Origin of the sequence: Halosolutus halophilus, from assembly GCF_022869805.1 — an archaeon.
In the GTDB taxonomy this organism is placed as follows: domain Archaea; phylum Halobacteriota; class Halobacteria; order Halobacteriales; family Natrialbaceae; genus Halosolutus; species Halosolutus halophilus.
In genome coordinates this window covers 3,051,936-3,075,000 of sequence record NZ_CP094974.1, presented here as the reverse complement: position 1 = coordinate 3,075,000, position 23,065 = coordinate 3,051,936, and the positions used below count along the sequence as shown (strand labels likewise).

27 protein-coding genes and 1 tRNA gene are annotated in these 23,065 nt (G+C 63.4%); 21 read left to right on the top strand and 7 right to left on the bottom strand.

Features of this window, described 5'->3' with window-relative positions; all coding sequences use genetic code 11:
- Positions 1 to 18 precede the first annotated feature (18 nt).
- From MUG98_RS15065 to leuD, 3 genes are read left to right on the top strand one after another with little or no spacing between them, the layout of a single operon-like run.
- Positions 19 to 291 carry a DUF7989 family protein gene (locus MUG98_RS15065; RefSeq protein ID WP_265108263.1) on the top strand — a complete coding sequence of 91 codons (273 nt, stop codon included), beginning with the start codon at positions 19 to 21 and terminating at the stop codon, positions 289 to 291.
- Complete coding sequence (leuC, locus tag MUG98_RS15060; protein ID WP_265108262.1) at positions 288 to 1,709, top strand: 3-isopropylmalate dehydratase large subunit; 1,422 nt, start codon at positions 288 to 290, stop codon at positions 1,707 to 1,709. The genes MUG98_RS15065 and leuC overlap by 4 nt, the downstream gene beginning before the upstream one ends.
- Positions 1,706 to 2,347: a 3-isopropylmalate dehydratase small subunit gene (gene leuD, locus MUG98_RS15055; protein WP_265108261.1), complete on the top strand. Its 642-nt coding sequence runs from the start codon at positions 1,706 to 1,708 to the stop codon at positions 2,345 to 2,347. Before leuC ends, leuD begins: the two co-directional genes overlap by 4 nt.
- Positions 2,348 to 2,404: 57 nt before the next feature.
- On the opposite strand, the gene MUG98_RS15050 is transcribed toward leuD, so the two are convergent.
- Positions 2,405 to 2,749: a CBS domain-containing protein gene (locus MUG98_RS15050; protein WP_265112467.1), complete on the bottom strand. Its 345-nt coding sequence runs from the start codon at positions 2,747 to 2,749 to the stop codon at positions 2,405 to 2,407.
- Positions 2,750 to 2,937: 188 nt separating this feature from the next.
- Here MUG98_RS15050 and MUG98_RS15045 point away from each other — a divergent pair, with 188 nt between their 5' ends.
- The 13 genes from MUG98_RS15045 to MUG98_RS14985 all read left to right on the top strand — a co-directional run bounded on the left by MUG98_RS15045 (position 2,938) and on the right by MUG98_RS14985 (position 14,073).
- Positions 2,938 to 3,918: an isocitrate/isopropylmalate dehydrogenase family protein gene (locus tag MUG98_RS15045; protein WP_265108260.1), complete on the top strand. Its 981-nt coding sequence runs from the start codon at positions 2,938 to 2,940 to the stop codon at positions 3,916 to 3,918.
- A gap of 303 nt (positions 3,919 to 4,221) precedes the next feature.
- A complete protein-coding gene (locus tag MUG98_RS15040; protein ID WP_265108259.1) occupies positions 4,222 to 5,490 on the top strand; it encodes an ABC transporter substrate-binding protein in 1,269 nt (422 codons plus the stop codon).
- Positions 5,491 to 5,532: 42 nt separating this feature from the next.
- Entirely contained in the window at positions 5,533 to 6,462 is a 930-nt protein-coding gene (locus MUG98_RS15035; RefSeq protein ID WP_265108258.1) for a carbohydrate ABC transporter permease, read from the top strand.
- A complete protein-coding gene (locus tag MUG98_RS15030) occupies positions 6,459 to 7,379 on the top strand; it encodes a carbohydrate ABC transporter permease (RefSeq protein WP_265108257.1) in 921 nt (306 codons plus the stop codon). The genes MUG98_RS15035 and MUG98_RS15030 overlap by 4 nt, the downstream gene beginning before the upstream one ends.
- 48 nt (positions 7,380 to 7,427) lie before the next feature.
- Positions 7,428 to 8,555, top strand: a complete 1,128-nt coding sequence (locus MUG98_RS15025; RefSeq protein ID WP_265108256.1) for an ABC transporter ATP-binding protein — start codon at positions 7,428 to 7,430, stop codon at positions 8,553 to 8,555.
- The gene (locus MUG98_RS15020; protein WP_265108255.1) at positions 8,555 to 8,752 is read left to right on the top strand and encodes a hypothetical protein; all 198 of its coding nucleotides are present in this window, start codon (positions 8,555 to 8,557) and stop codon (positions 8,750 to 8,752) included. The genes MUG98_RS15025 and MUG98_RS15020 overlap by 1 nt, the downstream gene beginning before the upstream one ends.
- Before the next feature lie 53 nt (positions 8,753 to 8,805).
- A complete protein-coding gene (glpR, locus tag MUG98_RS15015; RefSeq protein WP_265108254.1) occupies positions 8,806 to 9,567 on the top strand; it encodes an HTH-type transcriptional regulator GlpR in 762 nt (253 codons plus the stop codon).
- Complete coding sequence (gene pfkB, locus MUG98_RS15010; RefSeq protein WP_265108253.1) at positions 9,564 to 10,472, top strand: 1-phosphofructokinase; 909 nt, start codon at positions 9,564 to 9,566, stop codon at positions 10,470 to 10,472. Before glpR ends, pfkB begins: the two co-directional genes overlap by 4 nt.
- Before the next feature lie 18 nt (positions 10,473 to 10,490).
- Positions 10,491 to 11,603 carry a PTS fructose transporter subunit IIC gene (locus MUG98_RS15005; protein ID WP_265108252.1) on the top strand — a complete coding sequence of 371 codons (1,113 nt, stop codon included), beginning with the start codon at positions 10,491 to 10,493 and terminating at the stop codon, positions 11,601 to 11,603.
- A gap of 29 nt (positions 11,604 to 11,632) precedes the next feature.
- The gene (locus MUG98_RS15000; RefSeq protein ID WP_265108251.1) at positions 11,633 to 12,091 is read left to right on the top strand and encodes a PTS sugar transporter subunit IIA; all 459 of its coding nucleotides are present in this window, start codon (positions 11,633 to 11,635) and stop codon (positions 12,089 to 12,091) included.
- A complete protein-coding gene (locus MUG98_RS14995; RefSeq protein ID WP_265108250.1) occupies positions 12,091 to 12,363 on the top strand; it encodes an HPr family phosphocarrier protein in 273 nt (90 codons plus the stop codon). Before MUG98_RS15000 ends, MUG98_RS14995 begins: the two co-directional genes overlap by 1 nt.
- Positions 12,364 to 12,478: 115 nt before the next feature.
- Entirely contained in the window at positions 12,479 to 12,922 is a 444-nt protein-coding gene (locus MUG98_RS14990; protein ID WP_265108249.1) for a PTS fructose transporter subunit IIB, read from the top strand.
- Between the two features lie 80 nt (positions 12,923 to 13,002).
- Positions 13,003 to 14,073 carry an alpha/beta hydrolase gene (locus tag MUG98_RS14985; RefSeq protein WP_265108248.1) on the top strand — a complete coding sequence of 357 codons (1,071 nt, stop codon included), beginning with the start codon at positions 13,003 to 13,005 and terminating at the stop codon, positions 14,071 to 14,073.
- Between the two features lie 15 nt (positions 14,074 to 14,088).
- On the opposite strand, the gene dph5 is transcribed toward MUG98_RS14985, so the two are convergent.
- The 4 genes from dph5 to MUG98_RS14965 all read right to left on the bottom strand — a co-directional run bounded on the left by dph5 (position 14,089) and on the right by MUG98_RS14965 (position 16,433).
- On the bottom strand, positions 14,089 to 14,871 hold the full coding sequence (gene dph5, locus MUG98_RS14980) for a diphthine synthase (protein WP_265108247.1): 783 nt from the start codon (positions 14,869 to 14,871) through the stop codon (positions 14,089 to 14,091).
- A gap of 52 nt (positions 14,872 to 14,923) precedes the next feature.
- A complete protein-coding gene (locus MUG98_RS14975) occupies positions 14,924 to 15,346 on the bottom strand; it encodes an ester cyclase (protein ID WP_265108246.1) in 423 nt (140 codons plus the stop codon).
- A 109-nt stretch (positions 15,347 to 15,455) separates the two neighbouring features.
- Complete coding sequence (locus tag MUG98_RS14970; RefSeq protein ID WP_265108245.1) at positions 15,456 to 15,848, bottom strand: RidA family protein; 393 nt, start codon at positions 15,846 to 15,848, stop codon at positions 15,456 to 15,458.
- A 63-nt stretch (positions 15,849 to 15,911) separates the two neighbouring features.
- Positions 15,912 to 16,433 (bottom strand): Rieske (2Fe-2S) protein, encoded by a 522-nt coding sequence (locus MUG98_RS14965; protein WP_265108244.1) that lies wholly within the window; start codon positions 16,431 to 16,433, stop codon positions 15,912 to 15,914.
- A gap of 159 nt (positions 16,434 to 16,592) precedes the next feature.
- Between MUG98_RS14965 and MUG98_RS14960 the strand changes: the two genes are divergently transcribed.
- Together MUG98_RS14960 and MUG98_RS14955 are read left to right on the top strand one after the other, a co-directional pair.
- Positions 16,593 to 17,582 carry a class I SAM-dependent methyltransferase gene (locus MUG98_RS14960; protein WP_265108243.1) on the top strand — a complete coding sequence of 330 codons (990 nt, stop codon included), beginning with the start codon at positions 16,593 to 16,595 and terminating at the stop codon, positions 17,580 to 17,582.
- A 78-nt stretch (positions 17,583 to 17,660) separates the two neighbouring features.
- Positions 17,661 to 17,734 (top strand) — tRNA-Thr (locus MUG98_RS14955).
- 423 nt (positions 17,735 to 18,157) lie between these two features.
- On the opposite strand, the gene MUG98_RS14950 is transcribed toward MUG98_RS14955, so the two are convergent.
- Positions 18,158 to 18,841, bottom strand: a complete 684-nt coding sequence (locus MUG98_RS14950) for a hypothetical protein (protein ID WP_265108242.1) — start codon at positions 18,839 to 18,841, stop codon at positions 18,158 to 18,160.
- 446 nt (positions 18,842 to 19,287) lie between these two features.
- Here MUG98_RS14950 and MUG98_RS14945 point away from each other — a divergent pair, with 446 nt between their 5' ends.
- Positions 19,288 to 19,767 carry a lamin tail domain-containing protein gene (locus tag MUG98_RS14945; RefSeq protein WP_265108241.1) on the top strand — a complete coding sequence of 160 codons (480 nt, stop codon included), beginning with the start codon at positions 19,288 to 19,290 and terminating at the stop codon, positions 19,765 to 19,767.
- 67 nt (positions 19,768 to 19,834) lie between these two features.
- Here MUG98_RS14945 and MUG98_RS14940 read toward each other — a convergent pair whose 3' ends face one another.
- Positions 19,835 to 20,842, bottom strand: coding sequence for a tyrosine-type recombinase/integrase (locus MUG98_RS14940; protein ID WP_265108240.1), 1,008 nt, complete (start codon positions 20,840 to 20,842; stop codon positions 19,835 to 19,837).
- A 250-nt stretch (positions 20,843 to 21,092) separates the two neighbouring features.
- On the opposite strand from MUG98_RS14940, the gene MUG98_RS14935 reads away from it, so the two are divergent.
- On the top strand, positions 21,093 to 21,338 hold the full coding sequence (locus MUG98_RS14935) for a hypothetical protein (protein WP_265108239.1): 246 nt from the start codon (positions 21,093 to 21,095) through the stop codon (positions 21,336 to 21,338).
- An 87-nt stretch (positions 21,339 to 21,425) separates the two neighbouring features.
- A complete protein-coding gene (locus MUG98_RS14930; protein ID WP_265108238.1) occupies positions 21,426 to 23,027 on the top strand; it encodes a hypothetical protein in 1,602 nt (533 codons plus the stop codon).
- Positions 23,028 to 23,065: the final 38 nt, after the last annotated feature.

Sequence of the window (23,065 nt, the reverse complement as noted above, 5' to 3'; positions counted from 1 at the left end):
ACGACTGCAGATTCACCCATGAGCGAGAACGATACCACGGACAAGATGCGATCGGTCAGCCACACCAATCCCTACACCGGGGAGACGGCCGGCCGCCTGTTCAGCCGCGGACCGACCGTCGTCGCGGCTGACGGGGGCAAACCGGCTGCAACCGATCCGAACGGGCACACAGACGACGAACCAGGCGAGGCGGACACGATGGAAGACGTCAGTCACACGCCGCCGAAGGACGCCGACGACGCGAACCGCGTCTTCGAACGCGGGAAGGAACTCGTAGAGGACGAGGAATGAGCGAGGGAACGCTGTACGACAAGGTGTGGGATCGCCACAAAGTCACGACCCTGCCGACCGGACAGGACCAACTGTTCGTCGGACTCCACCTCATCCACGAGGTGACCAGCCCGCAGGCGTTCGGGATGCTCCGCGAGCGCGACCTCGAGGTCGCTTTCCCCGAACTGACCCACGCGACGGTCGACCACATCGTGCCGACGGCCGATCAGTCCCGGCCCTACGAGGAGGACGCCGCCGAGGAGATGATGGCCGAACTCGAGGAGAACGTCCGCGACGCGGGCATCGACTTCTCGGACCCGACGACGGGCGATCAGGGGATCGTCCACGTCATCGGCCCGGAGCAGGGCATCACGCAGCCGGGCAAGACGATCGTCTGCGGCGACTCGCACACCTCGACCCACGGCGCGTTCGGCGCGCTCGCGTTCGGGATCGGGACTTCCCAGATCCGGGACGTGCTCGCGACGGGCACCGTCGCCATGGAGAAACAGCAGGTCCGCAAGATCCGGGTCGACGGCGAACTCGGCGAGGGCGTCGAAGCGAAAGACGTCATTCTCGAGATCATCCGCCGGCTCGGTACGGAGGGCGGCGTCGGCTACGTCTACGAGTACGCCGGCGAAGCGATCGAGTCCCTCGGCATGGAAGGCCGGATGTCGATCTGCAACATGTCGATCGAGGGCGGCGCCCGCGCGGGCTACGTCAACCCCGACGAGACCACCTACGAGTGGCTCGCGGAGACCGACTACTTCCAGGAACACCCCGAGAAGTTCGAGGAACTGAAGCCCTACTGGGAGTCGATACGGTCGGACGAGGATGCGGACTACGACGACGTCGTGACGATCGACGCCGACGAACTCGAGCCGGTCGTCACGTGGGGGACGACTCCGGGCCAGGGGATCGGTATCTCCGACCCGATCCCGGCACCCGAGGATCTGCCCGCGGACAAGCAGGACACCGCCCGACGCGCCCAGGAGCACATGCGCGTCGACCCCGGCGAGACGATGGAGGGCTACGACATCGACGTGGCCTTCCTCGGTTCCTGTACGAACGCCCGTCTGCCCGACCTGCGGCGTGCCGCCCGGATCGTGAAGGGTCGGGAGGTCCACGACGACGTCCGCGCGATGGTCGTACCCGGCAGCCAGCGCGTCCAACACGCCGCCGAGGAGGAGGGCCTGAAGGACGTCTTCGAGGAGGCCGGCTTCGAGTGGCGAAACGCCGGCTGTTCGATGTGTCTGGGGATGAACGAGGACCAGCTCGAGGGCGACGAGGCCTGTGCCTCCTCCTCGAACCGGAACTTCGTCGGCCGCCAGGGCTCGAAGGACGGCCGAACCGTCCTGATGAACCCGCGGATGGTCGCCGCGGCGGCGATCACCGGGGAAGTCTCCGACGTGCGCGATCTGAAGGAGGTGACCACCCTATGACCGACACTGACGAAGTCGAGATTCCGGAAGTCGACTACGTTTCCGGCTCGGGCGTCCCGATCCGCGGCAACGACATCGACACCGACCAGATCATCCCCGCGCGGTTCATGAAGGTCGTCACCTTCGACGGACTGGGCGAGTTCGCGTTCTTCGATCTGCGGTTCGACGAGAACGACGATCAGAAAGACCACCCGTTCAACGAGGCCCGCTTCCAGGACTCCTCGGTGATGGTCGTCAACAGCAACTTCGGCTGTGGCTCCTCGCGCGAGCACGCCCCACAGGCGCTGATGCGCTGGGGGATCGACGCGATCATCGGCGAGAGTTTCGCCGAAATCTTCGCGGGCAACTGCCTGGCACTCGGCATTCCGACGGTGACCGCCGACAGCGAGACGATCCAGGACCTACAGGACTGGGTCGACGAGAACCCCGACGAGGAACTCGAGATCGACGTCGAGGCCGAGACCGTCACCTACGACGGCGAGACGATCGACGTCACCGTCGACGACGCCCAGCGCAAGGCGCTCGTCGAGGGCGTCTGGGACACGACGGCGCTGATGAAGTCCAACGCGGGCGCGGTCCGAAAGAAGGCCGAAGCATTGCCCTACGTCGAGGACGCGGCGATCCCCGAAGCGGAGTAGGACCGTCCCGAAGCGGAGCGGGAGCGTTCCGCACCGGGGACTCGGTTTTTCGATCCGTCAGGAGAGCTGTGCGGTGACGTCGGTCGAGGAGATCATCCCGACGTACTCGTCGTCGGTCGAGACGACGGGGAGGTGTTTGATTCCGAAACTGGTCATCATCGCGGCGACCTCCTCCAGGTAGATGTCCGGCGGCACGGTCTCGACCGACTCCGTCATCACGTCGGCAACCTGGACCGCCTCGGGATCGCGTCCGTCGGCGGCGACCGCGAGGACGTCGGTGCTGGTGACGATCGACGGCGGATCGGTCGTGACGACCAGCGCGCTGATGTCGTTGTCGCGCATCCGCTGGGCGGCTTCCTGGACCGGTGCTCCCTTCGCTATCGTCTCGAGCGGCGTCGACATGACCTCGTCGACGCGGGTTCTGGTGTTCGAATTCACGGGACTCGCTACGGGTGTCGGCTATATTGAGGTATGGAATACTCGTATCTCTGATAGTACTGGCGATCGACCCCGGACGCGAGTTCCGGAACCGCGCCGTCGATCGATGACGGTATCGATATGCTCTTTTCAGCGCCGCATCGAGGTAAGGTATGACTCACGAAATCGCCGTCATTCCGGGCGACGGGATCGGACAGGAAGTGACACCCGCCGCGGTCGAGGTTCTCGAGTCGCTCGACGTCGACTTCGAGTTCGTCGAGGCCGAGGCCGGCGACGCGGTGAAAGCCGAGACGGGCGAGGCACTTCCCCAGGAAACCTACGACCTCGCGGCGTCGGCCGACGCGACGTTGTTCGGCGCGGCCGGCGAGACGGCCGCGGACGTGATCCTCCCGCTCCGCGAGGCGGTCGACTCGTTCGTCAACGTCCGGCCCGCGAAGGCGTACCCGGGGATCGACGCCGTCCGCCCCGAAACGGACCTGGTCTTCCTCCGGGAGAACACCGAGGGCGTCTACGCGGGACACGAGGATCGACTCACCGAAGACGTCGCGACGCTGACGCGGGTCACGACGCAGTCCGCGTCCCGGCGACTCGCCGAGTTCGCCTGCGACTACGTCGAGGACAGCGAGCACGACGGGTTCACGATCGCCCACAAGGCGAACGTGATGCGCGAGACGGACGGCCTCTTCCGCGACACCGTCGCCGAGGTGGCCGAGGAGCGCGGCGTCGAGACCGACGAGGTGCTGATGGACGCGTTCGCGACGCACGTCTGTCTCGACCCGGCACAGTTCGACGTCGTCGTCTGCCCGAACCTCGCGGGCGACGTGCTCTCGGACCTCGCCGCCGGTCTCGTCGGCGGACTCGGCCTGTTGCCGAGCGCCAACGTCGGCCCCGATCGGGCCCTGTTCGAACCCGTCCACGGCACCGCTCCGGACATCGCCGGCGACGAGGTCGCGAACCCGGCCGCGAAGATCATCTCCGCCGCGATGATGCTCGACTACCTCGGCCACGAGGCGGAGAGCGAGGCCGTCCAGGCGGCCGTCGAAACCACGCTCGCAGAGGGACCGTGGACGCCCGACCTCGGCGGCGACGCCTCGACCAGCGACGTGACGAACGCGATCATCGATCGGCTGTAACGCGGTCTGTTCATATCTGACTGCTCGTGATTATTTGTGTTGAACACGCTCCACGGGGGAGACGCGCTCGCTGCGTGAACCGAACGGCGTATCGAGTCGTCTTTTCGTCCCCGTCTGGCCCGTAAATCGCCCTGCGAGCGACAATCAGAACTGAATAGCGATCCCCGCAACGGGGACGCTCGATCGTAGATAATCGATCGTGGACTTAAAATCGATCACCACTATTTTTATTTTTCCTACTATTGAGTGAATATGATTGAAATTACGCAAGTTTTATTACTACCTCTTGGAATGTGTGATGGTATGCCATCCAAACGGCACTCGCGGCGAACGGTCATGAAGACGACAGGGGCGCTAAGCGCCACCGGTATCGTGGGAATCACGGGCTGTCTGGGCGACGATTCGGAAGCTAATGACGGCGAGATGGCCGACGAGATCACGTTCTACAACGCGGGAAGCCTCGAGTTCGATCCGGGGACCGAAGCCAACATCGGGCGCTTTCAGGACGAAACCGGTATCACCGTCAACGTCAACGAGGTGCCCTGGGCGAACCTGAAAACCAGCCTGACGACGATCTTCAACAGCCAGAGTCCGAAGGTCGACGCGTTCAACGGGCCGACCTGGTGGCTCGCCGACTTCGTCAACGCCGGCTGGCTCGAGCCGCTCGACCTCTCGGACGACCACATGGACAAGTTCCCGGACAGCCTCGTTGACCTCGTCACCTTCGACGGGGACCCGTACATGGCGCCGGAGTTCGGGAAGTGGGGGTCGTTCCTCTACGACAAGGACGTCGTGGACACCCCGCCGGACACCTGGGACGAGGTCCTGGAGATGGGACCGGACCTGAGCGACGGCAGCCGCGCCGGGTTCGGGTTCACGTGGGCCGACAAGTCCGTGTTCACGTTCAAGCAGTTGATCTACCAGGCCGGTGGGTCGCTGTTCAACGACGACAACGAACCGATCTTCGCGGGCGACGCGGGCCAGCAGGCCATGGAGTTCATCACTGACCTTCGTGACGAGGGAATCATCCCGGACGGCATCTCGAGCATGGGCGAGGGTCCCGTCGGCGACGCGTTCATCGCCGGCGAGTTCGCGACCGTCGAATCGTGGACGCCGCTGGGTTCGCGCGCGATCGACGAGTGGGGCGAAGAGCGGGTCGGAAGCGCGAAACCCCCGGAGGGACCGGGCGGTCGCGCCACCTTCCAGGACACCAACGGGATCAGCATCTCGGCGTTCTCGGAGAGAAAGGCCGCGGCCCAGAAGTTCGCCGAGTTCATGACGACACGTGAATCCTGCAAGAACAACATGCTCGTCGAGGGCAACCCCTGCGTTGTCCCCGATGTCTACGAGGACGACGAGATTCAGGACGAGTACCCGTCCTGGCTCCTCGAGGACATGAAGTACAACCTCGAACACGCGGCGAGCGAGACCTACATTCAGCAACCCCAGGTCGACGACTACATTGACGAGCAGATCACCCCGGCCTTGCTCGGCGAGAAAGATCCACAGACGGCACTGGAGGATGCGGAGGCAAACGTCACTCGCCTCTACCAGGACATCGGACTCCTGTAAGGTACGGCCGACGACTATCCCTGCCAGAGGAACACAAATATTATGGAAACGACAGAGAAGTCGCTACGACGAACGCTCGACCGGTTGTTCGTTCCATTGACGGTCGGTCCCACGCTGATCTGGATCGCCGCGATCATCGTCTATCCGACGGTCAGACTCCTGTGGTCGAGTCTGTTCTGGATGAATCCGCTTACGCGAGAGACGGAGTTCGTCGGCCTTCGGAACTTCAAACGGCTGCTACTCGATCCCAGCGGAACGCTGGGCGTCTTGAACCCGAGTTTCATCGCGTTCACCAAGAACACCATCATTTACGTCGGCTGCAGCGTCACGTTTTCGTTCCTGCTCGGTCTCGGCATCGCGCTCCTGCTCAACAAGGACCTCAAAGGACGAGGATGGTTCCGGACAGCCGTGATCGTCCCGTGGATCCTCCCCTACGTGATGAGCGGACTCATGTGGCGCTGGATGTTCGAAGCGAAAAACGGCGCGATAAACGGTTTACTCGTCCAGACGGGCCTGATCTCGGAGAAGATCGCGTTTCTCTCGGACGGAACGCTCGCGATGATGACGCTGATAATCGCCGACATCTGGGTATTCACGCCGTTCATCGTAATCATCCTGCTTGCGGGCCTTCAGAACGTCCCGGAGCAACTGTACGACGCCGCCGAGGTGGACGGGGCAAGCCGCTGGTCTCGCTTCCGGAACGTCACGTATCCGTTCCTGAAGCCGTCGATCCTGGTCGCGCTGACGATCCGCATCATCTTCGACATCAGGGCACTCGATCTGGTGTGGGTGATGACGAAGGGCGGTCCCGGGAAGTCCACCGAGGTGTGGGCGTCCTGGCTCTACCGCACCTCCATGGAGTTCCAGCGAACCGGTGAGGGCGCCGCGCTGGGCGTCATCATGCTGGCGGTCACGTTCGCCATCGTGGCGATCCTCTACTCGATCTTCGGAGGGACACCCTACGATTCATGAGCACGAAAGATTCCCGCTTCAACAGAGTCGCCGCACGTGTCGGTCTCAACACGGACGACGTGTGGCCGAGTGTCGTCAGAGAACGCCTGCTCGCGTACGGGTTGCTACTCCTGTACGTGATCGTCATCTGGTTCCCGATCTACTATATCTTTATCACCAGCCTGAAGACCCAGAGCGAGGTTCTCACGATCCCGATCACCTTCGTTCCGCAGGAGCCGACGGCACAGAACTACATCGACATCTTCCGGAATCGGCCGTTCGAGGCGTACACGATCAACAGCCTGATCGTCGCGTCGACGACGACCGTTATCTGCGTCACGCTAGGTACGATGACCGGATACACGTTCTCCCGACACAACTTCCTGGGGAACAAGGCGCTGCTGCTTTCGATCGTGGCGGCGCGGATGATTCCGCCGATCGCGCTGATCGTTCCGTTCTTCCAAATAATGTCGAGTCCGCCGCTGATCGGCGGGCTGACCGGCAATCTCACCGACACTCGGGTGGCGCTCATCCTGACGTACACGTTCTTCAACCTGCCGTTCGCGGTCTGGATCATGAAGAACTACTTCGACGGGGTGCCGCGGTCGCTCGATGAACAGGCGAAGGTTGACGGCTGTTCCACCTGGGAGGCGTTCGTGAAAATCGTCCTTCCCGTTGCCAAGCCCGGAATCGCCGCCACGGCGATTCTCGCATTCATCTTCTCGTGGAACGAGTTTATCTTCGCGCTGGTGCTCACCCGGAGCGAAGCGTCGCAGACGCTACCGATCGCCGTATCTCTGTTTGTCGCCGACGATTTCGTCGACTGGTCGCACCTAGCCGCTGGCGGCATGATCGCCGCGCTGCCCGGCATCCTGTTCGGGCTGTTCTTCCAGCGGTACATCGTGAGCGGCCTCACGCAGGGGGCGGTGAAAGAATGAGTTCGAAACCAATGGAATTACGACATACGGTTACCGGCGGTGGTATAGATGGCTGAAGTGCGACTCGACGACCTGGTAAAACGGTTCGACGACATCGTCGCCGTCGACGGCGTCTCGCTCGAGATTCCCGACGAGAGTTTCACTGTGCTGGTGGGTCCGTCGGGCTGTGGCAAGACCACGACGCTGCGGCTGATCGCCGGCCTCGAGCGTGCGAGTGACGGTACGATCGAAATCGGCGACGACGTCGTCAACGACCGGCGCGCGTACGAGCGCGACATCGCCATGGTGTTCCAGAACTACGCGCTCTACCCGCACAAGACGGTTCGCGGGAACATGCGTTTCGGGTTGGAACAGCAGGGCGTCGACGACAAGACGATCGAAGAGCGCGTTGACGAGGCCGCGAACTTGCTCCAGATCGACGACCTGCTGGATCGCAAGCCGGCCGAACTCTCCGGCGGGCAGCAACAGCGGGTCGCGCTCGGCCGCGCGATCGTCCGCAAACCGGACGTCTTCCTGATGGACGAACCGCTGTCGAACCTCGACGCGAAGCTCCGCGTCCAGATGCGCGCCGAGTTGAACAAACTCCACGACAAACTCTCGACGACGACGGTGTACGTCACCCACGACCAGGTCGAGGCGATGACGCTCGGCGACCAGATCGCCGTCATGAACGGCGGACAGATACAGCAGGTCGGCCCGCCGACGTTCGTCTACTCCAACCCGCGGAACCTGTTCGTCGCGGACTTCCTGGGCTCGCCGAGCATGAACTTCCTCGAAGGAACGGTTCGACGCCGTGAGGACGGACTCGCGGTCGACCTCGACTCGTTCCAACACGAGGTGCCCGACGAGTACCACTGGGCGTTCGAGGACTCGATCGGTGACGACGTCGTCCTCGGGGTCCGCCCCGAGGACGTGACCCTGCGACCGGACGGACTACCGGCGACGGTCAACGTCGTCGAACCGCAGGGGGAAAAGACCGTCCTCGAACTCGGACTGGGAAACGGCAAGACGATGAAAGCATCGATCGAGCCGGGCGGGCCGGTCGAGGTCGACGACCGCGTCAGCATCGAGTTCGATCGCCGCTCGCTTCACTACTTCGACTCCGAATCCGGCGAGTCGCTCACGTTCGAGTCCGAGCACGGGAGCAAAGCGGAAAGCGAAGAGCAACTCGCGTGATGACAGTCGACACGGAGACGGTCGCGGAGTTCGCCCCGCTGGCCCTCGGAGTCGCGCTCGTCCTGATCGCGACGTACAACTACCTGCAGGGGAGCTACGGCGGTGCGATCGTCGCCGGGGTCGGCGCGGTCGTCACGTTCGCTCTCGCGGTCCTCTCCAGCAGGCAGAGTCGGTCAGAAATGATCAAAAACACATAAGGTCACGGGAACGAAACTCCTAGACCAGCGAATACCCTCCCCCTGCTCGAGTTATGCTACCCAAACAACGGAAGCGTGAGATCGTCGAGGTCGTCTCGGAAGAGAACGGACGGACCGTTACCGAACTCGCCGAGGAACTCGGCGTCTCCGAGGCGACGATCCGCCGCGATCTACAGGACCTCGAGTCCGACGGACTGATCGAGCGCTCCCACGGCGGAGCCCTCCCGACGTCGAGCGTCGCCGAAGAACGAACGTACAGTCAGAAACAGGTACAGAACCTCGAGGCGAAACGCGCCATCGGGGAACGTGCGGCCGAGGAAATTCGCGAGGGGCAGGTCGTCTTCTTCGACTCCGGCACGACGACGATCGAAGTCGCCAAGGCAGCCCCCGATATCGAGTTCATCGCCGCGACGAATTCGCCGCTCATCGCGATGGAACTGGGCGAACGCGGCGACGTGAAGCTCACCGGCGGAACGCTCCGCGAGCAGACCTGGGCGCTCGTCGGGCCCACCGGCGAGCAGTTCCTCGAGCGGACGAATTTCGACACCGTCTTTCTCGGAACGAACGCCATCCACCCCGATGCGGGGCTGACGACGCCGAACGAGGACGAAGCGCGGATGAAGTCGTTGATGGTGGAGAAGTCCCAGCGGGTCGTCCTCGTCTCGGACGGATCCAAACTCGGCCGGCGGAGTTTCGTTCACTTCGCCGACCTCGAGGCGATCGACGTGTTCGTGACCGACGCGATACTGTCCCCCGAGCAGCGCGAACCGTTCGAGGCTGCCGGCGTCGACGTCGTCGACGGGGTGGTCGGGTGATCCTCACTGTCACGCTCAATCCCGCCGTAGATCACACGATCACAGTCGAGGGGGACCTCGATTCTGACGTGGTCAAGCGGGCGAGCATGTCGCAGTACGATCCCGGCGGGAAGGGCATTAACGTCTCGAAGTACCTCTACGGCCTCGGCGTCGAGACGGTGGCGACTGGCCTCACGGGGGGATTTCTGGGTACCTACATTGAGGAGCAACTCGCCCGTCAGAAGATTCCGAGCGACTTCGTCGAGATGGGCGGGTGTACGCGCCTCAACACGACGATTCTCACCGACGACGAAGAGTACAAGATCAATCAGTCGGGCCACAACGTTAGGAAGGAAACCGTCCGCGAGGTCGTCACGAAGGTCCGCGAGCACGACCCCGAGATGGTGGTCGTCGCGGGAAGTCTTCCGCCGAACCTGGGTCCGGCGACGATCGATCGCATCGCCAGCGCCGGTTCGTGGCGGACCGTCGTGGACGTCCAAGGGGACCTGCTGAAGGGGCTTCGAAGCGAGTACTTCGCCTGTAAGCCCAACCGTCGCGAACTCGGGACGGCGACGGGAATGCCCGTACACACCGTCGAGGAGTGTATAGAGGCGGCCCGATCGCTCCGCGAGGGAGGATTCGAGCACGTCGTCGCGTCGCTGGGCGACGACGGCGCGTTGCTGGCCTCCCCCGACGGGATCTATCGGGCGGACTCGCGGAACGTCGAGGTCGTCGACACCGTCGGCGCGGGCGACGCCCTGCTCGCGGGCGTTCTCTCGACGTTCGTTCGGGGTCAGTCCGGAACCGCCGCCCTCCGCATGGGCGTGACCGTCGCCGCCGAGGTCGTTTCGGTACCAGGGACGACCGTCCCCGAGATGTCCGGCCTCCGCTCGGCCTCAACTGACGTTCCCCTCTTCACGAAGTAACCCGGTGCCAGAGAAGCCATGACCGTCACGACTGCGTTCTCCGCCCACCTCGCGTCGGTTCGGCGAGACCTCATGACCGGCGTGAGTTTCATGATCCCTTTCGTCACCATCGGCGGCGTCTTCTTGGCCGCGGCCCACACGGTCGGCGGGGAGGGTGCGCTCGAGCAGCCGGGAACCCTCGCGTGGTTCCTCGCCGAAATCGGCCGCGTGGGACTCGCGTTCGTGGCCCCCGTGCTAGGCGCGTACGTCGCCTACGGGATTGCCGACCGACCGGGTCTCGCGCCGGGGTTCGTCCTCACCGCGCTCGTCCAGCAGGGGGCGGTCGTGGAGCAAGCGGGACGAATCGTCGGAATCGAGACGGGACAGACGGGGGCGGGCTATCTCGGAGCGATCGGTGTCGGTCTGCTCGCGGGAGCGGCCGCCGCCCGTCTCGCCGGCCTCAACCTGCCGGGCGCCGTCGAACCGCTCGTTCCCGTTCTCCTGCTCCCCGTCGTCGTGACCGGTCTGTGCGCACCCGTCGTCCTCTTTCTGCTCGCGCCACCGCTCGCACTCGCGAACGAGCGGCTCATCGCCTTCTCCCGAAACGTAGTGGGTTTCGAGGCGATAGCGCTCGGTGCCATCCTGGGCGCGATGATGGCCATCGATAGCGGCGGTCCCGTCAACAAGATCGCGTACGTCTTCGGTGTGACGCTGATCCCCCATCAGATATACGCGCCGATGGCGGCGGTGATGATCGCTGGGATGGTGCCGCCGCTCGGACTCGCCCTGTCGAACGTCGTCGCTCCGCACAAGTACCCCGAGGACCGCTCCGAAACCGCCAGGGCCGCCGTTCCGATGGGACTGTCGTTCGTCACCGAGGGCGTGCTCCCCTACGCCACTGCCGATCCCGTTCGGGTCGTCCCGAGCATCGTGATCGGGAGCGCGACCGCAGCCGCCACCGCGATGTGGCTCGGGGTCAGGATGCCCGCGCCCCACGGCGGCGTCCTCGTCGTATTTCTCGCGAACAACTGGACCCTGTTTCTGGCGTGTGTCGCCCTCGGGACGGCCCTCACGGCCGCGATAGTGACGTTCCTCAAACCCGCCTACGACGAGAACACGGCCGCAACCGAGACCGTACGGAAGAGCGACTAACTAAACCTTACCAACGTTATACTACGTTCATGGACGATATCGACGCCGTACTCGTGCCGGAATTACTCACGCTCCAGGAACCGCCGACCAGCAAGGACGCGTGTATCGAGTACCTCCTCGATCGCGCCGTCGAGGCCGATCGGGTAACGGATCGCAGCGCCGCTCTCGAGGCGGTGCTCGCCCGCGAAGCGGAGTCGACGGCCGGGATCGGAAAGGGGATCGGTCTGTTCCACGCGAAGACCGATGCCGTTGGCCAGCCGACGATCGTGTTCGCTCGCTCGAACGAGGGCGTCGACGTCGACGCGATGGACGGAGAACCAGCGAGGCTGCTGTTCATGCTGCTCGCCCCGTCCGACGGCACCGACGACCACCTCTCGGTGCTCAGTTCGCTTTCGCGTGCGCTCATGCACGACGAGGTGCGTGCGGATCTGCACGACGCGGCGTCTTCCGCGGAGGTCCGGAACACCCTCGTGGAGGCGATCACGTGATGGAGCGGATCGTCACCGTGGGTCCGGCGGACGGACTCCACGCGCGCCCGGCTGCGAAGTTCGTCGAGACCGTGACCCAGTTCGACGCGGACGTGCAGGTCGCGCCCGTCGACGGCGAGGCGGTGGACGTGGCGAGCGTGCTCGCCGTCACGAGCCTCGGGGTCGCGAGCGGCGCCGACGTTCGAATCGTCGCCGAGGGGGACGACGCCGAAGCTGCGCTCGACGCGCTCGAGGAGGTCCTCTCGACCCCCGAAGCGGAATCCGCAACCTGAGACCACGTCGGCGGACGAGCTGCCGGATCCAGCCGGGGTCGATCCGAGGGCCGAACGAGCGACCGACGTGACCACGAAGACTACGGTTCGTGAGTACGTAGCGGAGCGATACCATATGAAGTTCGTCGCAGTCACGTCCTGTCCGACAGGGATCGCACACTGTCAGATGGCAGCGGAGTCCCTGGAACGGGTTGCAGCGGCGAACGATCACGAGATCGACGTCGAGGTGCAAGGCGCCATGGGCCAGGAGAACGAACTCGCGTGCGAGGCAATCGCGGCGGCCGACGCCGTCATCATCGCCGCCGACACCGCGGTGACGCGGGACCGATTCGAGGGAAAACCGCTCGTCGAGGGGACAGTAAAAGAGGCCGTCAACGACGCCGAAGGGCTTATCGACCGGGCGCTCAGAGAAGCCGCCGACGCGGCCGCGGGAACCGCCGACGCGGACCAAGATACTGACTCCGTCGCCGCCGATCCGGTCGAGGTATCACCATCGTCGAACCGTGGCGGCGATCGATCGAACGGGCTGTTCGCCAGACTCAAACGGCTATTTTCCTGAAGTTGAGCGGGATCTCCGCTCGAATACTCGAACTGATACGCACCACGACAGCTATCCCGGTCGCCGTAATACCCCCACACATGACTCGAGACGACACCTGTGCCGGCGTCGACTCCCGCGTCGTCGAGACCGATCGGCTCGAGACGCACGTCCTCGAGGCGGGCGATTCGGACGGGGCACCTGTCGTCTTCTTGCACGGGAACGTCTCCTCGTCGCGGTTCTTCGAGGACACGCTCGTCGACCTGCCCGAGTCCTACCGCGCGATTGCGCCCGATATGCGAGGGTACGGCGATTCGGAGACGAAGCCGGTCGACGCGACGAACGGTCTCGGCGACTTCGCCGGCGATCTCCGGGCGTTTCTCACCGACCTCAGGATCGACGAGTCGGTGACGCTCGTCGGCTGGTCGAACGGGGGTGGCGTCGCGATGCGGTACGCGATCGACTTCCCCGAGGCCGTCGACGCGCTCGTGCTCGTCAACCCCGTCTCGCCGTACGGGTTCGGCGGGACGAAAGACGTCGAGGGGACGCCGTGTTTCGACGACTACGCCGGGTCGGGGGGCGGCATCGGCAACGACGAGTTCGTCTCGGCGCTCGCGGAGCGCGATCGCGACCCGTCCGGAGAGGCCTCGCCGCGGAAGATCCTGCGGACCTACTACGTCGATCCGACCCACGAGTTCGACCCCGATCGCGAGGAGTCGTACCTGACCGGGATGCTCGATACGGTCATCGGCGAGAAGAACTACCCGGGGTCGGCGATCGAGAGCGAGCACTGGCCGGGCGTCGCGCCGGGCGATACCGGGGTGAACAACGCCGTCTCGCCGAAGTACTGCACGCTCGACGAGATCACGGACATCGACGAGGACGAAAAACCGGCCGTCCGCTGGATTCGCGGCGACTCCGACCAGATCGTCTCGAACGAATCCATGTTCGATCTCGGGACGCTCGGCCGGATGGGGCAACTCCCCGGCTGGCCCGGCGAGGACGTCTTCCCGCCACAGCCGATGGTCGACCAGACCCGTGCGGTCCTCGAGGAGTACGCCGATCGCGGCGGGGCGTACGAGGAAGTCGTCTTCGGCAACACCGGCCACACGCCACACGTCGAGGTGCCCGGGGATTTCATGGCCCGTCTCGAGGAGTTCCTTTCTCACTAGCAGTCCCGCCGCGGATCAGACCACGTCGAGGGCGTCCCGGTCGGCACCGGCGAGTTCGACGAGCGCGTCGGCCTCCAGCAGGTGACACTCGCCCGGGATCACGAGCAGGTGGAGCGGATCGCCGAACTCGCGATCGGCGAGGTCTGTCATCGTCCCGGCCTCGACCAGCGGTTCGGGGCTGCCCGCGCGGGCGACGACGACGCCGACGAGGTCGGGGTACTCCGCGGCAAGTAGCTCGGCCCCGACGTCGGCGGTCATGTACTCTTCGCGGTCCTCGCGATCGGCTTTTATATCCAGGTAGACGACCGTGTGAAGCCCGTCGGCCCGATTCTCGTCGATCGTGTTCGTCACGCTCGCTGGGAGGCCGTCGGCCCCGTGTGCGTAGGGGAACGGTAGCGTGGTGGCCGTCCCGAAGCGGTAGTTCTGGAGTCCGGTCAGTGAACTGGTCGCCGTCTGGGCCGTCACGCCGTGGATCACGCGCGTGTCGATGCCCCGCTCGTGGGCCCGGAGTCGAAGGTCGACGTGGGTCGTCGAAATCATCGTGTCGCCGGCCGTCAGAAAGGCCACGTCCTCCGTTTCGGCCGCGTCGAGAACGTCGTCGGGGTGCTGTTCGACGCCGGCGCGATCCCGGACCTCGATCGTCACGTCGTGGTAGTCCTCGAGGTCGTCGACCGACGTGCCGATCAGTTTGCTGGTGTAGAACTCGGCGTACGCGCGGTCGGCGTTCCGAAGGGCTTCCTGGCCCTCGACGGTGATCGATCGTTCGTCGTAGAGGCCGAGACCGATGAACGTGAGCATGGCCGTCGCTAGTCGGCACCCTCGCTATAACCTTTCGAGTCGAACAGCGCCGCTACCGCTCGGATACCGTCCCGAGTTGTTCGAGAAACCCGAGTACGTGGTCGACGACCCACCGCTCGGCGATCTTGCCGTCCTCGACGCGGGCGAAGATGGTACCGACGAGTTCGACCTCGTTTCCCGTCGGCTCGACGCCCATGAACTCGCCCTGGTGGGTCGCGCGCATGGTGAACCGGTTCGCGACCGTGTCCCCCTCGGCGACGACGTCGTCGATCGTTCCGTGCAGATCGGGGAACGCGGCGTGGAAGTCCCCGATCTGCTGTTTGAACGCCTCCCGGCCGTGCAACTCCGACGGCTCCCACGGGGAGTGCTGGACGAAGTCCTCCGCGAGGAGATCGTCGATCGCGTCCACGTCCCCCTCGTTCCAGACGTCTTCCTGCATGCGGCGGGCGAGCGTTTTGTTGGCTTCGGTGCTCATGATGTGTTTCTCTAGACAAGTGGCTCACAGCCGAAATAACGGTTGTCCACGCCCGGCTGACGGGTCCGAGGTCCGGACAGTCACGATCGAGGTTCGAGATCGCGGGAACTCAGTCGTCGCCGACGATCGCGACCGCTTCGATCTCGACTAAGTGGTCCGGATCGATCAATCGCTGCACCTCGACCATACTCGCCGCCGGACGAACGTCCCCGAAGAACTCGCCGTGGGCCTCGCCGATCGCCCCCCAGTCGTCGATGTCGGTCACGTAGATGCGGGTGCGAACCACGTCCTCGATCGACGCGCCAGCCTCCGCGAGCGCGTCTTCGATGATCTCGAGCGCCCGAACGGTCTGTGCGTGGGGATCACCGACTCCCACGACGTCGCCGTTCTCGTCGGTCGCCGTCGTGCCCGAGACGTGGATCTGCGACCCGGCGCGGACGGCCCGGGAGTAGCCCACGCTCGATTCCCACTCGGTGCCGCTCGTGACGCGCTGACGGTCCATACGTCGGCCCAGGTACGCCGAAGGTATAGTTCCAGCTACGCCCGCTGCCGATCCGATCGAGGGCTAGAAGGAGAGGTGCGAGGTCGAGGCGGGCCCGTCGTCATCGTCCTCGTCGTTCGCACCGATCCCGCCCGCGTGGGCGAACGACACCTCGTCGTCGGTGAGGTAGACGGTGCCGTCCTCGATCGCAATCTCGATCGAGGGAAGGGTCGTGTCGGCGGCCTCGCCGTTGTCGCAGTAGCCCGAACACGCGTCGAACATCGAGCCGTGTTTCGGACAGATGATCTGGCAGTCGCGCATCGCGACGCCGCGGCCGGTGTCCAGCCGCTGGGCCTCGTGCGTACAGCGGTTGATCCACGCCTCGACGCCGTCGTCGGCCGCAGGCCGACTGCTCGTGGAACACGGTTCCACGCTGTCGTCAGCGCGGGAACCGCGCTGACTGCTTGTCGAGCTATGCTCGACACCGTCCTCGCAGGGGACGAGGACGACCTCGTCCTGGTTCCCGTGTCGATCCAAGACCGTGAACAGCCACGATCGCTCTTCGTGGACCGTCTCGACGGTCGTCAGCTCCGTTCGATCGGCCATGCTACTGCCCACGTAGTGGCGGGTCCCTGAAAACTGTTCACGAAACGATGCATCGATCCGGCCAGCGACGGCCGGCGGACCGGGCCCCGAAGTGTTGCCGGCCGATCGTTCCGGGCGGCGAAGCGTCAATATTACGGCGTCCCGTCTCCGACTCCGGGTATGGAGGTGCCGTGCGTCCGCGTCGCGCGCGAAGAGGGCGAAGCGACGCGATCGCGACTCGCCGACGCGGACCTGATCGACGACGACTACGAGATTGCCGTCGAGGAGGGGACGCTCTACATCCCCGTTTCCGATCCCGACGCGGTACCGGCGGAGTTCGCGGTCGTCTCCCGGGAGGTTCCCGAACGCGAGACGCAGACGATGCCGGCTGATCTGCTGGGGTTCGACCCGTCTTACGAACGCCTCGGCGACGTGGTCCTGCTCGACGAGGACGCGCAGGAACGCGCCCTCGAGATCGCCCAGGCGATCGTCGACTCGGATCTGCCGGTCGAGACGGTCGTCAACAAGCGATCGAAGGTGAAAGGCGAGACGCGGGTCCGCGACTGGGAGGTCCTCGCGGGCGAGGGGACCGAGACGGTCCACCGGGAGTACGGCTGCGAGTTCGCGCTGGACCTCGACGCGGTGTACTTCTCGCCCCGGCTGGCGACCGAACGCCACCGCGTCGCCGAACAGGTGACGGCGGCCGATCGGGCGTTCGACATGTTCGCCGGCGTCGGCCCGTTCGTCGTCCCGTTCGCGAAACGGGGTGCGGGGTGCGTCGGCGTGGACATCAACGAGGTCGCGATCGAGTACCTCCGCGAGAACGCGCGCCGGAACGGCGTCGACGACCGGGTCACGGCCATCCACGGCGACGTCCGCGAGGTCGCCGGGGAGTACGAGGACTGGGCGACGCGGCTCGTGATGAACCTGCCACACAGCGCCGACGAGTTCCTCGACACCGCCGTTCGACTCGCGGGCGAGGAGTGCGTGCTCCACTACTACGACATCCAGCACGAGGACGATCCGTTCGGCCCGGGCGAACGCGCGATCCGCGCGGCCGCTCGTCCCGAGTACGAGATTACCGTCGAGAACCGGCGACTCGTCCGCTCGTACGCACCCCACGAGGTGAACGTCTGTCTGGACGTCCGCCTGGAACGGTCCACGCAATAGCGTCACACGATCGGTCCGATTCGCAACCCTTATGGCTGCGATCGGTCCTACGTTGAAGTGCGCAGATCGCACGATCGTGCCGGTGTAGCTCAGACTGGCAGAGCGAATCCTTCGTAAGGATTAGGTCGAGGGTTCAAATCCCTCCACCGGCTTAACTTCAGCTTCGCCTCGTTAATGACCGTAAACAGCAGTTAGGAGCGGTCAGTCTTGAATCTTCCTCTCAAGGTAGCCACTACCGGAGACATTTGAGTAGGTCTCACTCGCGCCCCTTGCCGGTAACATTTGATTCCTTGACGGACACGGTGCGCCGACGTCATGCGGTTTCAGAAAAGGAAGTCAGTGAACAGCGAGAAGGCCGCGTCCCAACTCGGTCAAATCAAACGTCAGAACGGACACTCTCGCTATCAGGTAGTGCTATTAACGGACGCTGACTGCGGTGAGCCGAATCCTGCGGGAACGCCGCCACTCTACTGAACCGTGAATAACCGTCAGGTATCTCCTATGGGGGCGGTTCGTAGTCGGGAGTAGCCAAGCCTGCGGGAACGCGCCGACTCCCCGATAGGGCTCTCCGGTACTCAGGGGACGGCCCGAATCGGGTATCCGGTCGGCTTCTCAATGGGGATGTCGTCAGAATCGTAGTCGGGCGGTGCGAACGTCCCCACTACAGGTTCCTCTTTGTCCTCCTGCTCCGCCATAGATAATACTGAACGGTTTATATACCCCTCCCCCCACCGGCTTCGCACAAACCGGTTCTGCACCTTCCCGTAGAGCCGGTGTCGCTGGCGTTCAGTCAGACTAAGTCCATCTGCCAGTTCCCTGAACGCTCTCTCAGTGGTTTCCTCCTTGCAGGCCGGATGGGTCTGCCGGACGTCCCCCTTGTCAGAGTGTACGATATACGTACAGATCGCCCACGCGACGAACCGCTTGTCGATACCCCACTTGCGGAGGTCTTGAGAGAGAAAGAAGGAGACAGCGCGTTCCCGCTGAATCTGGCTTAGTTCGAGGCAGGCGGCGTAGTGTTCGATGAGATTCCGGTTCTCGACGTAGGTGTAGTAGGAGCCGTTGTACCACTTCGGCCCGTTTCGCTTCCCGGCGTCCACCTCGTCCTGATACTCCCAGTAAGCCCCCTTGCGGAGATAGAGAAAGTCGGCTTCGTAGTAGTCGTTTGCCTCCGGCCAGTCCTCGTAGCCGATTTTAGTCTCTCTGTGAGTGTCTACCTTGACGAGATGCGTCGCTGTGTCTGTGGTCGCTATGGACATAATAATCCGGGGATACCGGGATGCGCCGCTCGGCACAGTCCCCTTGGTCGTCCCCCCCTCCCGACTGCGCCAGCCGATATAACTCTGCCGATGGAGGCAATCAGAGTCCAGCATTAATACACCGAACCAGACACCACCTCACCGGACGAGGAGCGCCTTCCCGCCCCTCACAGCGTCCGGGAGTTCCTTACGCGCCCGGAAAATAACCCAACGTCGCGAGGCGAGTAACGTGGATCCGGAAGGCTCCTTCCAGAGTGGTGTAACAACTGCCCTCCGTTCCTGCGGGGTTCGGCTTGGTCGAGCGCAGTCCTTTGCCTACGAAGTATTGCGGAGAGGGCCGGACGTGCCTGATGAGAAGTATCCCTACGTAATGAGCAAATCAAGATAGGGCAAAGAACTGGTTTACCTTGTAGAAAGCATATACCAGTCACCTACAAAGATGGAGTATGAAACGACGCAGAGTACTCGCTACAACCGGAATCGCTCTCTCCGCTCCCCTCGTCGGGTGTTTGAACACTGCTACTGGTGTTGAAGAGAACAATACAAGGTCTCAGTCACCCACTGACGATAAATCTGACTTCCAGATTAGATTCGCAGAACAGGAAGGTGACACAGCAGAATCAGTACGCGAACGAGTTCTTATAAAGAACAGTTCTGAAGAGAGTCAGTACATTAGTGGTTATACACTTACCTACAGTTCGGGCTACGAATACACGTTCTCAGGGGGCTTAACCCTCGAACCTCGAAGCACGGTCGCTGTCGTCAGTCAGGGAGCGGGAGACAGCGTTGCCGAGTCCGACCCCCCAACCTACTATCGGAACGCAGACCTCCCTGAACTGGTGCTTGAGGATGGGGAAGAGACGATACGTCTACTCAATCAGGAAGATGAACTGGTCGTTGAGGAAACCTTCAACGCGCAGGACTGATTGGCACGATTAGTACTGAACCAAGTAGTGGCTTACCTGTTCTTAACACTGAAAAAGAGAGATTGGTCTAAATGTCTTTGACGTAGTCTCGCCGCCGCTCGGCCTTCTCCGCGTTCGTCCCCTTGTCGTAGTGCTTGTCCAGTACCTTCCCACTCATATTGACTCGCTCCCCGGTCACGTCCTTGGGTTGTCCTGCGTTCCGCGCCGCTGTGACGTAGCCCCGACGTAGCGCGTGCGGGCTGACCGAGCCGGGACACTTCGAGGCGTTGGCCCAGTAAGTGGCTTCGCAAGTCTCGGGTTCCCGGTCAAACGGGCAGTTCCCGCCGTTGTAGAAGCACGGCTTGGTGGCGACATAGACGTGTTTGGTGATGGCTGTCCGACTCGCTCGCCCGTGATTGGTGGCGATGAGGGGACGGCGTCCGTGGTCGTCCTCCACGTCAGGGCGCTTGGTGTCGATGTAGTCCCGAACGACTTCGGCAGTCTCGGGAGTGATGAGGACGTCCCGCTCGCTGTGCCCCTTCCGCTTGAGGGGTGTTCCGGTCTCGGGCCGATGGCGAATCTCGACGGCAGGACGACCTTCATCAAAGTCCTCCACGTCGAGCGCCCGAAGACCGCTGAGTCGCATCCCGCACTTCCAGAGGAGCAGGAGAACGACGTGCCGGGTGCTGGCATAGTCGTACTTCCCGAGGTGTTCGAGGATTTCTGTCGCCTCTTCCCGCGTGAGAACGTCGTCGCATATCTCCTCGCCTTCGGAGACCTTAGTGGGGACGACGAGTTCGTGGAGACCGACGGGGACGGCCTGTATGGTCTCGCAGAACTGGATGAAGTTCTTGACCGTCCGCATATCGTTCCGGCAGGTGATCGGTTTCACGTCCTCCAGACGCCACTCCTCGAACCGAACAATCTCGTCGCTGTCCACATCCCGCATATCGGTGATGCTGCGCTCGTCAAGGTATTCGAGGAACCGTTTGAGGGCGGTGTCGTAGTTGTAGTAGGTCTTGTCCGAGACGTAGGTCTGCTTCTTTTTCAGGTAGCGGGTCTTCGCGTCGTGCGGTGGTGTCGATTTCAGTTCCATAGTCTGTGTACGGTCACACAGAGGCGGAGCCGGTGTCTGCCCCGGCAGAGGGTCGTCTGCGTACACGCGGTAGCGACGGTACAGCGTACCGGAGCGTGAGGGTTCAACCATCCCTCCACCGGCTTAAATCCCCAGGTTCAAAGCTTCTACCTTCAGGTATCGGTACTTTTGGAGGTCGTCGTTTTCCCAGTAATCCGAACCCGAGGTTCAAAGCCCATTCTCTCAGCGGGTCTAACGGGGGTGTTCCCGCGTGACGACCTGGTTGTTAATTGCCGACGACGGCTACGGTTGTCACCTCGAGTCCGGGCTGCAGTACACGACGCTCTGTGGGCGGACGTTCGACGCCGCCGAGGTTGAGCGCGTCGAGTACGAGGGTGTCGACAGCCACGACCACCCGCACTCAGCGAAGTGCTTCGACTGCCTCACTGTCAACGCTGGCGGCGAGGTCAGTCCCTGTCGTCGTGGGATTCACTTCTCTGGAGGTGGGTCGGCATGAGCGGGCGTTCCTACGACGGGCCTGCGCTCGACGGGACCTACCAGTACATCACGGAGCGCCCTGAGCTTCCTCAAGCGCGAGCAGTGGATGGGGCACGTCGAAAAGAAGCCATTCGCACCGTGGGGTGACGAAGACGCACCTGCCGAGTGCGACAAGGAGGGTCACGAGACTGCCGCGGAGTGTGATTGTGATGCCCGCTGGAAATGGGGATACACCGACCATTACGTCGACGGCGAAACCATCGCGATGGCCGAAGTCGACCCCCGCCTCGATGGACGGGCGTTCCTGCAACAGGAGGACGATCCATACGTCTACGTCGCCGGCGACGATGTCCGCTGTCCAGAGACCGGCGATGTCCACCCCGCATTCATTGCGATTCTCGAGCATTTCGGACTCACTTACGCCGATCTCTCTCAGTCGGAGGCGGGTGTCCACGCCCAGTACAAGGGAGAATTCCCCGACGATGTCAAACAAGCTTCGTGGCGGCTCGACGATGATTCCTGGGGCGCGAACGACGACCTCCCCAGCATCGAGATCTACGACGGCAAGCGGGTGTGCGTCGCGACCGGGCTCCACGTCCCTGGGACACCCACTGAGGTTCGCGAGTGGAACGAAGACGTCCTCGAGAATTTGCTCGACGCGAACGATCAGCTGCCGAACGAGCAGAGTTATGATCGCAACCGAGACGAGGCTTCGATTGATCGCGACGACTATGACCTCGAGGACTACGAGCCCGAGGCAACGTCGAGCACCGAAACCACCGACGACATCCGCGATATCTTCGCCGCGATTGATCGCCTCGACGCCCAAGATGTGGCCGAACGAACGATCGTCCAGCGCTGGAACGACGACGCCACAACGAGCGACGGCGAGCGTGCATTCTGGCCGATTTGGAGTTCGCTCTCCGATGGCGGGACTGCAAACATCGTCACCGACAACCGCTGGCAGGACACCGGCGATCTCGGCGGCTACGGTGGACCGGTCACAATGGCCGCAATCGACGCCGGTGAGATCAGACCCGCAAACGCGCGCCCCGTCGATGGTGACGCTTGGTGGCGCGGAGTCGAAAATCTCCGCGAACTTGGTTTCCCGGTCTCAAAATACGAACCAGCAACTGACGATTCCCGTAACGGCGACGGACGGGCAGTGTCGGCGCTCCCGATCGGTCAGTTAGATGCACTCGAACCCGCTGAGCGCAGTCGATTTGCAAAGAAACGTGGCCTCGAGTGGCCGTCGACAGCCGCCGCTCGCGAAGTGCTCTTCGACACAATCCTCGAGGTGATCCGCAACGAAGACGACCGGATCGTCGATGCGCCGACATCGCTGGGTAAGTCCTACGCGATCGCGTCGACACGCTGGGGTGCTCGTACCGAGATCACCGGCGGCCGCCCGGTCGTCCATTTGCTCGAGACGCAGGATGCTCGTGACGAGGCCGTCGACGTCGCCGAAGAACGTGGCGGGCAGTATCACGTTTTGCTTGGTCGGCACGGGGGCTGTCCCGTCTGTGCCGGTAACCACGACGACGAGATCTCGATTAATGGTGAACCCGCCAGCAAGTGGCTCGACCGGCAGTGCGAGGGAAAGGGGATGCCATTCTCGGCGGCACATCGGTATCTCGAAGAGCACAACGATCAGGGCGTGACCCTCCCCTGTACCAAGGATGGGCCGTGTACGGCAATTTCCCAGTGAGACAAGTACCGCGAGGGCCCCGATGGCGAACTCGAGTA

Bases quoted from the DNA above. Each gene is read 5' to 3' on its own strand.
- leuC (WP_265108262.1), top strand. From the start codon at position 288: ATGAGCGAGGGAACGCTGTACGACAAGGTGTGGGATCGCCACAAAGTC.
- MUG98_RS15030 (WP_265108257.1), top strand. From the start codon at position 6,459: ATGAGCACGAAAGATTCCCGCTTCAACAGAGTCGCCGCACGTGTCGGT.
- MUG98_RS15050 (WP_265112467.1), bottom strand. From the start codon at position 2,749: ATGTCGACGCCGCTCGAGACGATAGCGAAGGGAGCACCGGTCCAGGAA.
- MUG98_RS14945 (WP_265108241.1), top strand. From the start codon at position 19,288: ATGAAACGACGCAGAGTACTCGCTACAACCGGAATCGCTCTCTCCGCT.
- MUG98_RS14960 (WP_265108243.1), top strand. From the start codon at position 16,593: ATGGAGGTGCCGTGCGTCCGCGTCGCGCGCGAAGAGGGCGAAGCGACG.
- MUG98_RS14990 (WP_265108249.1), top strand. From the start codon at position 12,479: ATGAAGTTCGTCGCAGTCACGTCCTGTCCGACAGGGATCGCACACTGT.
- MUG98_RS15005 (WP_265108252.1), top strand. From the start codon at position 10,491: ATGACCGTCACGACTGCGTTCTCCGCCCACCTCGCGTCGGTTCGGCGA.
- MUG98_RS14965 (WP_265108244.1), bottom strand. From the start codon at position 16,433: ATGGCCGATCGAACGGAGCTGACGACCGTCGAGACGGTCCACGAAGAG.
- MUG98_RS14940 (WP_265108240.1), bottom strand. From the start codon at position 20,842: ATGGAACTGAAATCGACACCACCGCACGACGCGAAGACCCGCTACCTG.
- MUG98_RS14950 (WP_265108242.1), bottom strand. From the start codon at position 18,841: ATGTCCATAGCGACCACAGACACAGCGACGCATCTCGTCAAGGTAGAC.
- MUG98_RS14970 (WP_265108245.1), bottom strand. From the start codon at position 15,848: ATGGACCGTCAGCGCGTCACGAGCGGCACCGAGTGGGAATCGAGCGTG.
- MUG98_RS15000 (WP_265108251.1), top strand. From the start codon at position 11,633: ATGGACGATATCGACGCCGTACTCGTGCCGGAATTACTCACGCTCCAG.
- MUG98_RS14985 (WP_265108248.1), top strand. From the start codon at position 13,003: ATGACTCGAGACGACACCTGTGCCGGCGTCGACTCCCGCGTCGTCGAG.
- glpR (WP_265108254.1), top strand. From the start codon at position 8,806: ATGCTACCCAAACAACGGAAGCGTGAGATCGTCGAGGTCGTCTCGGAA.
- MUG98_RS15065 (WP_265108263.1), top strand. From the start codon at position 19: ATGAGCGAGAACGATACCACGGACAAGATGCGATCGGTCAGCCACACC.
- dph5 (WP_265108247.1), bottom strand. From the start codon at position 14,871: ATGCTCACGTTCATCGGTCTCGGCCTCTACGACGAACGATCGATCACC.
- MUG98_RS15025 (WP_265108256.1), top strand. From the start codon at position 7,428: ATGGCTGAAGTGCGACTCGACGACCTGGTAAAACGGTTCGACGACATC.
- MUG98_RS15045 (WP_265108260.1), top strand. From the start codon at position 2,938: ATGACTCACGAAATCGCCGTCATTCCGGGCGACGGGATCGGACAGGAA.
- MUG98_RS14995 (WP_265108250.1), top strand. From the start codon at position 12,091: ATGGAGCGGATCGTCACCGTGGGTCCGGCGGACGGACTCCACGCGCGC.
- MUG98_RS14930 (WP_265108238.1), top strand. From the start codon at position 21,426: ATGGGGCACGTCGAAAAGAAGCCATTCGCACCGTGGGGTGACGAAGAC.
- MUG98_RS14975 (WP_265108246.1), bottom strand. From the start codon at position 15,346: ATGAGCACCGAAGCCAACAAAACGCTCGCCCGCCGCATGCAGGAAGAC.
- leuD (WP_265108261.1), top strand. From the start codon at position 1,706: ATGACCGACACTGACGAAGTCGAGATTCCGGAAGTCGACTACGTTTCC.
- MUG98_RS15020 (WP_265108255.1), top strand. From the start codon at position 8,555: ATGACAGTCGACACGGAGACGGTCGCGGAGTTCGCCCCGCTGGCCCTC.
- MUG98_RS15040 (WP_265108259.1), top strand. From the start codon at position 4,222: ATGCCATCCAAACGGCACTCGCGGCGAACGGTCATGAAGACGACAGGG.
- MUG98_RS15035 (WP_265108258.1), top strand. From the start codon at position 5,533: ATGGAAACGACAGAGAAGTCGCTACGACGAACGCTCGACCGGTTGTTC.